Annotated in this window: 13 protein-coding genes; 3 read left to right on the top strand and 10 right to left on the bottom strand. The window is 41.1% G+C overall.

Going from position 1 to position 13102, the window contains the following annotated elements; translation table 11 throughout:
• Window position 1: 1 nt before the first annotated feature.
• From J7J00_RS04715 to J7J00_RS04760, 10 genes are all read right to left on the bottom strand, one after another.
• On the bottom strand, window positions 2-970 hold the full coding sequence (locus J7J00_RS04715) for a sugar phosphate isomerase/epimerase family protein (protein WP_214787996.1): 969 nt from the start codon (window positions 968-970) through the stop codon (window positions 2-4).
• 21 nt (window positions 971-991) lie between these two features.
• Complete coding sequence (locus J7J00_RS04720; RefSeq protein WP_034305944.1) at window positions 992-2032, bottom strand: Gfo/Idh/MocA family protein; 1041 nt, start codon at window positions 2030-2032, stop codon at window positions 992-994.
• A gap of 17 nt (window positions 2033-2049) precedes the next feature.
• The gene (locus tag J7J00_RS04725) at window positions 2050-3072 is read right to left on the bottom strand and encodes a Gfo/Idh/MocA family protein (protein ID WP_214787999.1); all 1023 of its coding nucleotides are present in this window, start codon (window positions 3070-3072) and stop codon (window positions 2050-2052) included.
• Between the two features lie 13 nt (window positions 3073-3085).
• Window positions 3086-3814 carry a ThuA domain-containing protein gene (locus J7J00_RS04730; protein ID WP_214788003.1) on the bottom strand — a complete coding sequence of 243 codons (729 nt, stop codon included), beginning with the start codon at window positions 3812-3814 and terminating at the stop codon, window positions 3086-3088.
• Window positions 3815-4030: 216 nt separating this feature from the next.
• Window positions 4031-5074 carry a LacI family DNA-binding transcriptional regulator gene (locus tag J7J00_RS04735; RefSeq protein WP_214788283.1) on the bottom strand — a complete coding sequence of 348 codons (1044 nt, stop codon included), beginning with the start codon at window positions 5072-5074 and terminating at the stop codon, window positions 4031-4033.
• A gap of 57 nt (window positions 5075-5131) precedes the next feature.
• A complete protein-coding gene (locus tag J7J00_RS04740) occupies window positions 5132-5950 on the bottom strand; it encodes a carbohydrate ABC transporter permease (protein ID WP_214788006.1) in 819 nt (272 codons plus the stop codon).
• Window positions 5950-6810 carry a carbohydrate ABC transporter permease gene (locus J7J00_RS04745; protein ID WP_098370419.1) on the bottom strand — a complete coding sequence of 287 codons (861 nt, stop codon included), beginning with the start codon at window positions 6808-6810 and terminating at the stop codon, window positions 5950-5952. Before J7J00_RS04745 ends, J7J00_RS04740 begins: the two co-directional genes overlap by 1 nt.
• 167 nt (window positions 6811-6977) lie before the next feature.
• Entirely contained in the window at window positions 6978-8267 is a 1290-nt protein-coding gene (locus tag J7J00_RS04750; RefSeq protein ID WP_214788009.1) for an ABC transporter substrate-binding protein, read from the bottom strand.
• Between the two features lie 361 nt (window positions 8268-8628).
• On the bottom strand, window positions 8629-8814 hold the full coding sequence (locus tag J7J00_RS04755) for a hypothetical protein (RefSeq protein WP_063235290.1): 186 nt from the start codon (window positions 8812-8814) through the stop codon (window positions 8629-8631).
• A gap of 167 nt (window positions 8815-8981) precedes the next feature.
• Window positions 8982-9821 (bottom strand): YitT family protein, encoded by an 840-nt coding sequence (locus tag J7J00_RS04760; protein ID WP_214788012.1) that lies wholly within the window; start codon window positions 9819-9821, stop codon window positions 8982-8984.
• Window positions 9822-10291: 470 nt separating this feature from the next.
• Here J7J00_RS04760 and bioF point away from each other — a divergent pair, with 470 nt between their 5' ends.
• From bioF to bioC, 3 genes are read left to right on the top strand one after another with little or no spacing between them, the layout of a single operon-like run.
• Window positions 10292-11491: an 8-amino-7-oxononanoate synthase gene (gene bioF / locus J7J00_RS04765; RefSeq protein ID WP_214788014.1), complete on the top strand. Its 1200-nt coding sequence runs from the start codon at window positions 10292-10294 to the stop codon at window positions 11489-11491.
• Window positions 11488-12234, top strand: coding sequence for an alpha/beta fold hydrolase (locus J7J00_RS04770; protein ID WP_214788017.1), 747 nt, complete (start codon window positions 11488-11490; stop codon window positions 12232-12234). Before bioF ends, J7J00_RS04770 begins: the two co-directional genes overlap by 4 nt.
• On the top strand, window positions 12227-13069 hold the full coding sequence (bioC, locus tag J7J00_RS04775; protein ID WP_214788020.1) for a malonyl-ACP O-methyltransferase BioC: 843 nt from the start codon (window positions 12227-12229) through the stop codon (window positions 13067-13069). Before J7J00_RS04770 ends, bioC begins: the two co-directional genes overlap by 8 nt.
• Window positions 13070-13102: the final 33 nt, after the last annotated feature.

A 13102-nucleotide genomic window follows, 5' to 3' on the forward strand; every position in this document is an offset into this window, starting at 1 on the left:
ATTATACCCACCATAAATCAGTTGGGCTTTCATTGATGAGTACAGTTTTCAGATTGGTAACAGCCCGTTGGAATCCTTCTTCAACTGACATCAGCGGATCTTCATGTTCGATGCTGACGACGTAATCGTAACCGTATGTGCGAAGGGCGCTCATAATGTCGGACCACTCTTGCAGGCTGTGGCCGCATCCTACAGAGCGAAAGTTCCAGGCACGGCTCTGGATATTTCCATATGGCTGCATGTCGGTTAAACCATACATATTGATGTTATCCTGATCCAAGTATGTGTCTTTTGCGTGGAAGTGATAGATTGCTCCCGCTTTCCCTAGAATTTTGATGGCCCCGACTGGTTCGATGCCCTGCCACCAAAGATGGCTTGGGTCAAGGTTGGCGCCTATTGCATCAGATGTAGCTTCCCGCAGTTTTAACAAGGTGTAGGGTGTGTGGACGAGAAAGCCACCATGCAGTTCAAGACCGATTTTTATATTGTGCTCATCGGCAATGGCGGCTGCTTTTTTCCAATAGGGGATCAACTTTTCTTCCCATTGCCATTTCAGCACATCTGTATACTCATTCGGCCATGGGGCGACAGGCCAGTTTGGATATTTAGCTCCTTCGTGATCACCGGCTGTACCAGAAAAGGTATTGACTACCGGGACGTTCAGTAAGGATGCAAGCTTGATTGTTTTAATCAGTGTTTCATCACTTTCTTTAGCGAATGCTTCATCTGGAGAGATTGGATTGCCGTGGCAGCTGAATGCACTGATCGTTAATCCTCTTGTTTGAACGGCTTCGAGGTATTTTTGGCGTTTTTCTTCACTTTCCAGCAGTTCATCGAGCGGACAGTGGATATTGCCTGGATACCCGCCTGTACCGATTTCAACTGTTTTTAATCCGGAATCTGCGACATGATCAAGCATATCCTCGAATGATTTTTGAGCAAATAGCACTGTAAAAATCCCTAATTTCACAAGCCCCACCTCACCTTTTCATTAATTTATGCTCATGACCTTCCCACTTGCCGAGCTTTGATAAATGGCTTCGATTATTTTCGAAACTTTCATGGCTTCCGATGGTTTTACCAATGGTTCTGCCAACCCTAGGCAGCTATTAATAAAGTTTTCTGCCTGCTGCAGGTCTGGTGTATCCTCCCCTGGCATCCATACTGCCTCACTATTTAAAAGCATGCCATGCTTAGCCTGATTCAAGACCAGCGGGAACACATCAAGTCCGCCCTGCGTTCCGGATAAACTTAAAACAGTTGCTTCTTCACGGATATTCGCTGCCCAAGATGTTTCGAATAATAGAGATGCTCCGTTGGCAAATTTGATATATGCAGTGGCATGGTCATCCACTTCAAATACAGAGGCATCGAAATTTCCCCACAAATTGACTTGATCGACACCCTTACTGACATAATTATATGTCGAACCTACGATTTCAATCGGTTCTGGGTCATCCATCAGCCATAAAGCCAAATCAAGCAAATGGCAGCCGTAATCGATCACGCTTCCCCCGCCTTGCAATTCCTTGCTTGTAAACACTCCCCAGCCAGGGACCTTTCGCCGTCTGATTGCCTGTACACGCGCTACATATGGTTCACCGATTTCACCGGCCTGAATCATTTTCTTTGCAGCCTGGGCTTCCTTCATGAAGCGGTAATGATAAGCTGTCGATAAAACTTTTCCCGATATGTTTGCAGCCTCGGTTATTGCTAAACATTCCTCAGTTGTAATGGCCATTGGCTTTTCGCATAACACATGTACACCCGCTTGCAGAGCAGCAATGGAAATCTCCGCATGGAACTTGTTTGGCGTTGCAATCGTAACAGCATCCACTTCGGCAAACATTTCCTCATAATTGGTGAAAACCTTCTCGATATGAAATTCACGCGCCACTTCTCGCGCCTTCATTTCATCTATATCCTGAATGGCGTATAAAACCACTTTATCTTGAAATTTTTGAAAAGCTGGGATATGCCTTTTTTGGGCAATTCCGCCAGCACCGATAATACCCATTTTTAATTTGTACATGATGACTTTTAACCCCTTTATAAGCGGATGATTTTTCGGGATGCATTTGATTCCATCGCGCCAAGAATGACTTTTAATGATTTTAATCCTTCAACTCCTGAGACAAGTGGCTCCTCATTGTCCACCACACATTTTACAAAGTGGCTGATCACTTCGGAATCATGCTGTCCTTCTGAGTCATTAGTCTGGATGCTTCCTAATTGGATGGTTTCTGTCTTTCCATTATCATGATGGATGATCAGTGAGTATTTCGGATCGTCTTCAAGGCGCAATACCGCTTTTTCCGCATAAATGACCGTAGCATTGTCTTCTTTTGCATAAGACCAGCTGGCGGTAAGCGTTCCGATGATACCGCTCTCCGTCCGGAGGATACAGGCCGCACTGTCATCAACGTCTGTATTTTTCTTGGCAGTCGTTTCCACAAAGGCTCCCACTTCAACAAATTCTTCTCCAAGGATATACCTTAATAAATCAGCTTTATGAACGCCTAAATCGCCCATTGCACCAATGACTGCCTGATCCTTTTTAAAAAACCAGCTTTCCCGTCCGTCCACGCTCCAGGTTTCCGGCCCTGAATGTCCAAAAGCCGTCCGGAAGCTATAGACCTTCCCTACCTCCCCGCTCTCAATAAGCTGCTTCGCTTTTTGATGAGAGGGAACAAAACGCTGATTATGACCAATCATTAGTATTTTGCCGCTTTTCGCTGCTGCTGCATTCATTTTTTCAGCGTCTACTAAAGAAGTAGCCATTGGTTTCTCACAAAGGACATGCTGACCAGCTTCCAAGGCCGCAACTGTGATGCGTGCATGCAGGTAATTCGGGGTACATACACTGATCGCTTCTATCTCCTCATTCTTCAAAAGTTCTATATAATCAGTATATGCTTGCGCGCCATACCTTTGTGCTGCTGCATTCGCCCGGTCCGGTACAATATCACAAACGGCAATGATCTCCGTTTCCTGATGTGCATCATACTCCGGAAAATGCCTGTTTTTTGCAATACTCCCGCATCCAATGACTCCTACCTTCACTTTGCCCATTTTGTTCTCTCCTTCACTTCAGCCCTTTGCCTGAGATGGATTCCAACGGTTCGGATTTCCCGTAGTTCGTTACGATTCCAAATTCCGGCTTGACCCAATTAACGGCATTCTTAATCACTCGTTGAATCTCGGGATTATGGTAGGTAGGATATGTTTCATGACCTGGACGGAAATAGAAAATCCTCCCTTTCCCCCGCTGATACGTGCAACCGCTTCTGAATATCTCCCCGCCTTCAAACCAACTGACGAATATCAATTGATCTGGTGCAGGAATATCAAAATGTTCCCCGTACATCTCTTCCTTCTCAAGCTCTATATATTCTCCGATTCCATCAACGATAGGATGACTTGGATCGACAACCCAGAGCCGTTCCCTTTCATCCGCCACCCGCCATTTCAAATCGCAAGTCGTGCCCATTAATCGTTTGAAGATCTTTGAAAAATGACCAGAATGGAGGACGATGAGACCCATTCCCTCGAGTACTCGCTTGTGAACCCTTGCAATGATTTCATCCTGAACTTCATCATGTGCAATATGCCCCCACCAAAGAAGTACATCGGTTTGTTTCAGTGCTTCTTCGGTTAATCCATGCTCTTCTTCATCTAGAGTGGCGGTTCTCACCTCGACCTGCCCACTTTGTAAAAAGCCGGCAATTGCACCATGGATACCATCCGGATATACTTTTGCTACTTCAGGCTTTGTTTTCTCGTGGCGAAACTCATTCCATACTAGGACTCTCATGAAAAACCTCCTCCATTCAAGATTCATTTCACGGCAACTTGCTTTGCATGTTTAACTATTACCTCTTTATTCATAACGCAAACGTTTGCGTTAGAGAAGATCAAATTATAAGAACATACTTTATGCCTTCAAAGTATGATTTTTTAAAAATAATAGTGATAATCTATATTGTAAATTTATGTTAGCAAAAATCAAGCTTTAATTGGTAAAACATTTCTACATTTTTCTTTTAATTTCCTTTTCGACAACAAAATGCGACTCCCGCTTTATGATTTTGGTAGGAATGCTAATACTCTTTTCCATCATTTCCGGATTTGCAATTAGATCGAACACGCATTTTGCCGCCTCATACCCTAACTGATACGTATGGATATCAACCGTTGTCAGCGGCGTACTTAAAAATTCTATGAATTCTGAGTGGTTAAAACAGACGACGCTTATTTGTTGTGGCACTTTCAAGTTCTTTTCAGCCAACACTCCAAGCAAGAGAACACCCAATAAAAGATCCATAACCAAAAAAGCGGTTGGTGCCTCTTTCAATTCCAGCAATTCGTCAATCGCCTTTATCCCATCCGTTCGATTCAAAGGAATCAATTTGATATATTCCTGTCGTATATCCAACCCGGCCTGTTCCATCGCTTGTTGAAAGCCTGTCAAGCGGTCCTGGATCACCTCAAACTCGGGACTGCCCCCTAAAAAGGCAATTCGCTCATGTCCAAGACTGATTACAAACTCCGATACTTCCCTGGCCGCTTGAACATTATCGTTATCAATGAATGTGATACCGCTCATGTTCGTGCTTGGCTTCCCGATCAAAACGAACGGGAAGCCCTGCTTTAATAAATACGGCACCACTTTATCGTCCTTTTTAGAGTACAAAACAATCATGCCATCCACTCTTCTGCCCTGAACCATCTTCACGACATCCTCAAAGATGGCATCCTCCGTCTCGCCGGTTGTCAGAGAAAGACTGTACCCTTCTTTATTACAGAAATCCCCGATGCCCCGGATCACTTCTGGAAAAAAGGGATTATAAAGTGATTCCCTTGCCGAACTTTTCATGACGATCCCAATGGCCTTAGTTGACTTCGTGACTAAGTTCCGGGCATTTTCATTCATATGATAGCCCATTTCCTTTAATACCTTGCGTACTTTACGCTTTGTCTTTTCACTGATTGTCGGGCTGTTATGGATTACACGCGATACCGTTGATGGAGCGACATTCGCTTTTTTGGCAACGTCTTTTATAGTAACAGACAATTTCATCAACACTCCCCGTTCACCGCACATGGTTTAATATTCCCTATATTTAAATAGTTATTTAACGGCCCCATCTGCAATTCCTTTGATAATTTGCCTCTGAGCAAAAAAGTATGCAATGATGACTGGAATGATGGATAAAGTAAGTCCAGCCAAGGCAAGATGCCATTGCTTCGTATATTGACCGAAAAAGAAGAATAATTTAAGCGGAATGGTCTCCGATCCCGCTCCGCCAATAACAAGGGATGGCAGCAAATAGTCATTCCATATCCAAATGACATTTAAGATACCAACTGTAATCGACATCGGTTTTAATAATGGAAATATGATATACCAAAATACTTGAAACCGGTTAGCACCATCAATCTTTGCTGCCTCATCAAGTGAGATGGGAATCCCTTTTAAGGTACCATGATATAAGAATATCGAAAGACTGCAGCCAAAACCTAAATACATGAAAATCAGTCCGGCCTTGTTCAACATCCCAAGCTGTCCGAATTGGGCAACGAGCGGTATCATCACAGACTGAAACGGAATTAGCATGGCTGCTACAAATACGAAGAAAAGCAGGGAACTTATTTTACTTTTGTTTCGGGAAAGAGCGTATGCTGCCATCGCAGAAAAAATGATGATGATGACTACACTGACGCCCGATATCAATAAAGAATTGAATAAAGTCCGGAGGAAATCCAATTGCTCGAAAGCTTGAGTGAAGTTTTCGAATGTCCAGGTTTCAGGCAGTCCGAGTGTATCGGCAAATATATCCCGTTTCATTTTAAAGGCATTTACAAGCATTAAATAAAACGGAGTGAGCCATAATATGGCCATAATGAATCCGATGAATCCAATTAGCCACAATTTCCATTTTCCCCTCATTACAGCTCAACCTCCCGTTTTTTATTGAAATAGACTTGTGTCAGCGAAACGACCGCCACGATCACGAAAAAGATAACGGCTTTTGCCTGTGCATATGCCATATCGTTTTCGGTGAAGGCCGATTTTACAATATTCATCGCAACCATTTCAGTTGAATTATAGGGAGCTCCATTCGTCAAAGAAAGGTTTTGATCATAGATCTTGAACGAGTGGGAAAGCGTCAAAAACAAACTGACGGTAAAAGCAGGTGCCACTAGTGGAAAAGTTATATGGCGAAAACGCTGGAAGCTGTTAGCTCCATCAATTTTTGCCGCTTCGATCAAGTCTTCAGGAACAGCCTGCAGATAGGCAATATAAATGATCATGATATATCCGGCCATTTGCCATGATGTTAAAATGATCAATCCCCAAAAACCTGTATCAGTCGTTGATAACCATCCATTAAATGCTTCGATCCCAGTCAAATCACCAATCGCACCGAAGACCTTAATAAAAATGAACTGCCAAATAAAGCCGAGAATCAAGCCGCCAATTAAATTGGGCATAAAGAAAACTGTCCGCAGTATGTTGCTTGATTTAATTTTCGAAGTCACGATGAGAGCTAAACTTAATCCGATGATATTGATTACCACAATTGCCGCTACGGAAAATTTAATGGTGAACCAAAATGTATCAAGGAACCCTTTATCCGTAAACAAGTCTATATAATTCTTAAGACCGATGAAATCCGGTGTCCCTAAACCGTTCCAATTCGTAAAGGAATAATAGAATCCGTAGATGAGTGGCACGATCACAACCAAAATGAGTGCAGCAAGAACAGGTGTCAAAAACAGCCAATATGCGGCATCCCGATTTCTCAACGAAACCGACCTCCTTGAAATGATTTAATAGTTAATGGTTTTAGATCATGACTGGGTTATTTGATGAATCCCTGGTTAAGGCAATTTCCCTAGGCGACTTTTCTATAACAAGGAACAACCAATCGGCACACTTTTCATGCCGATCGGTCACTTGCATTTCCCAATACTTATTTGCTATGAATCTTCTCCCAATTTTCAATGTTCTGTTGAACAAGTTCCTCCCAAGTCAATTTACCAGTTACGTATTTTTGGACGCTTGCCCCAAGATCATCATTCCAACCAACCGGATATCCATTAAACACCCAACCAATCGTGTTTCCTTCTTGGGAGTATTTATAAATTTCTTTTGAAATTGGATCGGCAATTTTTTCTACGTCATATCCTTCATATGCAGGAATGAATTTAAAGTCTTCCAAAACGGCTTTTTTCCCTTCTTCGGATGTATACATCCAGTCGAGGAACTTCTTCGCTGCTTCCTGTACCTTTTCATCCGATTTCTTGTTCACTGCCCAATAGTTCGGTACGCCGACCGGCATGCCTGCAGAGTCTCCATTTGGAATCGGGATGATGCCAATTCCCTTTTCAGCTAACTCAGGGTCCATATCATACACTGTGTTATACACCCAGTTACCTTGCTGAATAATCGCAACCTTTTCAAGTGAGAACAGCTCTTCCACTTGTTGGGAGTAATCGAGGCTTGCTGTCGGCTGGACGGAATATTTATTTTGGATATCGACCAGTTGTTTAAACTTGTCACCATCCGTGAATTTAACCGTTGGAGCCTTGCTTGCTTCTAACACATTCCCATCAAACTCTGGTGATAAGAATACACTGGATAAATGGTTTCCTGTCACCCACTTCTCTTTGACCGGATAAGCGAAAACTGCATCGATTTTCAATTTGTCTTTTTGTGAATCCATTTTCTTAACTGCCGCCTCTAAGGCTTCATAATTTGTAATTTCATCAGGATTAATTCCGGCTTCTTTAAATATCCGTTTGTTATAAATTAAGCCGTATCCTTCCTGGTTAAATGGAAGTCCAAGGACCTGCCCGTCCTCTTTCACGCCATCCAAAGTGCCATCAAGTGCTGCTGCAGCAGCCTTCGTATCCTTTAAATCTGTTAATCTATCTTTATATTGTTCGACATCTACCGGTCCGCCAATGTTAAAAACCGCTGGCTCCTCACCTGAAGCGAACTTTGCCGTAATGGCTGATTTATAATCATTTCCGCCCCCTACTGTCGATACCTTGATCTTCACATCTGGATTTTCTTTTTCATATTGTTTTGCCAATGTCTCGAATTGCGACTTGAATTCTACCTTGAATTGAAATACATCCAGCGTCACGACATCTTTTGAGTCGCTGTTTCCACCAGTTGAAGAAGAGCATCCAGCCAAAATCACACTAAAAATTAATAAAACAGTAAGAATTCCCCCGTACCATTTTTTACGCTTCATGCCTACCGACTCTCCCTTTTTCATAAGATTCATGCAATTTTAAGAAAACGTTTGCATAAAATAGTAAAATAAAAGCCTTTCATTCTACAAAAATCATAGTCTATCGTACTTCTTTTACATCACCTCCTCACAAAACTCTTTGCAAACGTTTACATTTATGCGCTTTATATTACCACCAAATTCCATACTTTACAATAAAATTGTAGTATATTGTAAAAAAAGGATGTTAAGAACTCTCTTAACCTAATTATATGATTCAGAAACCTATGATTATTCCTTTATCCGATTATTTATTGTACGGGCCATTTTCATTCGTGGCATTGCTTACGAAAAAAGGGAAACCCGTCGGTCCCCCTCTTTTTCACTTCAATATCATCTTCACATTGGATGAACCGTATTCATCCTTTAATTCATAATATTTATCGCTTGCTTGTCCAAATTCTTTAAACACACCGCTAATGATCAATTCATTCGTTTCCTTATCAACGACACTGTACTTGATATTGCTTTTCCCGAACTTTCTGTCATCCACTTTTAAAAGGATCATCTTGGACACCTCCACATTTAATGGCTGCACTCCTCAGGTTGTGTGTTTTCTTACTTACATAATATAACAAAATATTAGGAATTTACAGATTTTTTGCAATGCAAAATAAAAAAGCCTATTAGGCCTTTTCATTCGCATATACCATATCCGCCTCCCGATCATTCGCATCAGGACTTCGAGATATCCAGGAATCCTTCACCAAATACGTCCCTAACATCATGTATGGCTATAAAAGCATTGCTATCCGTCGACTGCACTATTCTCTTTAACTTTAGTACCTCTTGCTTACTTATAACGATATATAAAATATCCTTGGATGCTTTTGTATAGTATCCATGACCGCTAAAAACAGTGACCCCCCGGTCCATCAATTCGGTTACTTGTTTTGCAATCTGGTCCGCCTCATTTGAAATGATGGTGATCGCTTTTTTCGGGTTCAATCCCTCAATGATGAATTCCATCGTTTTTGTTCCAATATAAAGCATAAGGATAGTGAGCATCAGGCCTTCTGCACCAATGATGAAATAAGATGAGAACGCAACGATTAAATCAAAAAACAGAAGTCCATAGCTTAAGCTCCATCCCAAATACTTATTCGTAATTCGGGCCAGGATCGTCGTACCGGCAGTAGTGCCTCCAACACGAATGATCATGCCAATTCCTGCACCGGCAAAAACCCCGCCAAATATCGCATTGATGACCAATTCATCTGAAGATATCGTCCAACTTTCAGTTAAATGAAGGAAAAGTGAATTAAATGCAACGGCTATGATTGTATATACAGTTGTCATTTTCGACAAATATTTATAACCGACGATGAGCAGGAAAGCGTTAATGATCAAACTTAACAGCCCTGGTGACCATTCAAAAACATAAAATAAAATGATGGTTATCCCCGTGACTCCCCCCTCACCAAGTTCATTGGGAATGACGAAAAGATTTATTGCCAAAGCGAAAATAAAAGCTCCTATTAATATAAAGAAAACATCTAAAGAAATCTTTTTCATATTTATTACCCTTCCTTTATGTAATGGTTAATGTGAATTCGGTAATTTCACTGCTCTATAGTAACATGGAATTCCATTTAATCCTTCAAAGATTTGAAGGTTTAACAAAAAGACTACCTTGGAAGTTAGATTATCTTCAATGAACGGGCTTAATACATACAAAGGCACTAATTTTCACTAAGCTCTTTTATACATTAGCTTAACAAAGCCACTGCCCAATCGAACATCATTAGCCTCCTTCTCCTTAAACTTATTTTTATGTAAGTTTCATGTTCCTCGACTTGGTTCAAATAACCAATCAGCACGCTTTTGATAAGTGTCTTTTTTTGACCTTTGATTACTCCCAGATTGGATTATTAATTTATTATCAGTCCCTTTTCAAAGCTTGACAGTTTCATTGAGTCATGATTAGAATATTTTATATGTTAACCTATATTTATTTTAGTTAACATAAAAAAAGGAGAATGGGCATGCACAGTGAAAAACAATTACCTTGTTGGGAAGAAAAAATAAAGAAAGAACTGGCTTATTTAGAAGAGATATCGCAAAAACGTGAACTTGTATCGACGGCATTCGCCGACCAGCCATGGCTTATGATCAATGGGTGCAGGATGCTAAATCTAGCTTCTAATAACTATTTAGGTTATGCAGGGGATGAGCGGCTGAAAAAGGCGATGGTGGATGCAATACATACATATGGTGCAGGAGCAACGGCTTCACGTTTAATTATTGGCAATCATCCCCTTTACGAGCAAGCGGAACAAGCTCTTGTCGATTGGAAGAAAGCCGAGGCAGGACTTATTATCAACAGTGGATATAACGCGAACCTTGGAATTATATCCACCCTGCTGTCCCGAAACGATATTATTTATAGCGATAAATTGAATCATGCAAGCATTGTCGATGGAGCTCTTTTAAGCCGTGCAAAGCATATACGCTATCGTCATAATGATTTAGATCATTTAGAGGCATTTTTGAAAAAAGCACCAATTGAAGCACGTAAATTAATCGTGACGGATACAGTCTTCAGCATGGACGGTGACTTTGCTTATCTCGAAGACCTCGTTCGGTTAAAGGAACGTTATAACGCAATGTTAATGACAGATGAAGCACATGGAAGTGGCATTTACGGTAAAAACGGTGAAGGTTATGCCAGTCATCTCCAACTTCAAAATAAAATAGATATCCAAATGGGAACATTCAGTAAAGCGCTCGGTTCATTCGGTGCCTATGTCGTCGGAAAAAAATGGCTAATCGACTATTTAAAAAATCGCATGCGCGGATTCATTTATTCAACTGCACTTCCCCCGGCCATTCTCGGTGCCATAACAACAGCGATGGAACTTGTACAGCAAGAACCAGAACGCCGCTCACTGCTCCAAACACATTCAGAACACTTTAGAGAAGAACTCACATATAACGGGTTTAATATTTGCGGAAGTCGATCACAAATTGTTCCTATCGTCATCGGGGAAAACGAAAAAGCGATGGAATTTGCCGCACGTTTGCAGAAAGAAGGAATTGCAGCTATTGCTGTCAGGCCGCCGACCGTTCCTGAAAATGAGGCAAGAATCCGGTTTACCGTAACAGCTCTCCACGATAAAAAAGATCTTGATTGGGCAGTTGAAAAGATATCAATCATTGGAAAAGAAATGGGTGTTATTGAATGAAACAGCCGAATTTAGTCATGCTTCCTGGCTGGGGAATGGAAAAAGGTGCGTTTGAACCGTTAATCAAACCGCTGTCAGACGTATTTCACCTTTCATTTATAGAATGGAGAGATATGAAAGCACTAAATGACTTTGAAGAAAGAGTCATGGACACCATCGCTTCCATCGATGGTCAAGTTTATATACTGAGCTGGTCATTAGGATCACTAGTATCACTTGAACTTGCAAGTTCGTATCGAGAAAAAATAAAAGGTTTTATCCTTTTTGGTGCAACAAGTCGGTTTATAACAGGAGAGAATTATTCATTTGGCTGGGATCCACGAATGGTCGAGCGCATGAAGAAACAACTACAGCGCAATAAAGAGAAGACTTTGGCTTCTTTCTATGAAGCGATGTTTTCCGAAGCTGAAAAAGAAGAAGGTTTATATCATCAATTCATCAAGACAATTCAAAGCGAGTTTCATGGAGATGATGTGTTTTCGCTTCTTATTGGCTTGGATTATTTACTTCATAAAGATGCTAGAGCAAGACTCGACCGGATTGAAGCCCCCTTTATATTGCTTCATGGGAGGGAAGACAACATTTGTCCACTCGAAGCCTCATCTTTCATTAAAGAAAACCTGGGTGGGAAAGCCGAGTTTCATATTATCGAAGGCGCTGGCCATACTCCGTTTTTCACAAGACCACAGGAATGTATGCAGCATATAAAAACATTTATTCAAAAGGAGTACATTCATGATTGATAAACGATTGTTAAGTAAGCGGTTCAGTGAACATGCGAAAACATATGATGCGTATGCCAATGTTCAAAAAAACATGGCAAAACAATTAGTGGATTTGCTTCCTAAAATAAACACCAACCATGTAATCAATATTCTTGAAATTGGCTGCGGCACTGGTTACTTAACCAGGTTACTCGTCAAAACATTCCCTAATGCCGCTATTACGGCTGTTGATTTGGCACCAGGAATGGTCGATGTGGCGAAAGGAATGACAGATGAAGAACGTGTTACATTTTTATGTACGGATATCGAAGAAATGGCGCTTAATGAAAATTACGACTTGATTATTTCCAATGCAACGTTTCAATGGCTGAATGATCTTCCTGCAACACTTGAAAAACTGTTTACACGATTAACGGCTGAAGGAAGCCTCATATTTTCAACGTTCGGAATAGATACCTTTCAAGAGCTTCATATGTCATATGAACAGGCGAAGGACAAGCTTCAGCTTGCCATTGATAGTTCACCAGGTCAAATGTTTTATTCTCTAGAAGAATTATCCCAAGTTTGTGAAGAAGCAATCCCTTTTTCATCAGCAGTTCCAATCGAGATAACAAAAATGGAAAAGTTTGAACTGGAGTACTTTCAGACAGTACGTGAATTTTTCACTTCAATTAAAAAGATCGGTGCAGCTAACAGCAACAAAGAAAACTACTGCCAGCGCCCTTCCTTTTTTCGAGAGTTAATCAACATATATGACAAAGAATATCGAAATGAATCAGGTGTGAAAGCAACCTATCACTGTTTGTTCTTTAAGTTGAACTACCCACCACTTATGACCTTACAGTCTGATTAAAGTGGGGTATTCCTAAGAACATTAGTCTATCGG

The organism is Bacillus sp. ISL-4 (genome assembly GCF_018613275.1).
In the GTDB taxonomy this organism is placed as follows: Bacteria; Bacillota; Bacilli; order Bacillales; family DSM-1321; genus Peribacillus; species Peribacillus simplex_E.

Excerpts from the sequence above, each read along its gene's own strand:
- J7J00_RS04740 (WP_214788006.1), bottom strand. The coding sequence starts at position 5,950 with ATGAGGGGAAAATGGAAATTGTGGCTAATTGGATTCATCGGATTCATT.
- bioC (WP_214788020.1), top strand. The coding sequence starts at position 12,227 with ATGATTGATAAACGATTGTTAAGTAAGCGGTTCAGTGAACATGCGAAA.
- J7J00_RS04750 (WP_214788009.1), bottom strand. The coding sequence starts at position 8,267 with ATGAAGCGTAAAAAATGGTACGGGGGAATTCTTACTGTTTTATTAATT.
- J7J00_RS04730 (WP_214788003.1), bottom strand. The coding sequence starts at position 3,814 with ATGAGAGTCCTAGTATGGAATGAGTTTCGCCACGAGAAAACAAAGCCT.
- J7J00_RS04760 (WP_214788012.1), bottom strand. The coding sequence starts at position 9,821 with ATGAAAAAGATTTCTTTAGATGTTTTCTTTATATTAATAGGAGCTTTT.
- J7J00_RS04720 (WP_034305944.1), bottom strand. The coding sequence starts at position 2,032 with ATGTACAAATTAAAAATGGGTATTATCGGTGCTGGCGGAATTGCCCAA.
- J7J00_RS04770 (WP_214788017.1), top strand. The coding sequence starts at position 11,488 with ATGAAACAGCCGAATTTAGTCATGCTTCCTGGCTGGGGAATGGAAAAA.
- J7J00_RS04725 (WP_214787999.1), bottom strand. The coding sequence starts at position 3,072 with ATGGGCAAAGTGAAGGTAGGAGTCATTGGATGCGGGAGTATTGCAAAA.
- bioF (WP_214788014.1), top strand. The coding sequence starts at position 10,292 with ATGCACAGTGAAAAACAATTACCTTGTTGGGAAGAAAAAATAAAGAAA.
- J7J00_RS04755 (WP_063235290.1), bottom strand. The coding sequence starts at position 8,814 with ATGATCCTTTTAAAAGTGGATGACAGAAAGTTCGGGAAAAGCAATATC.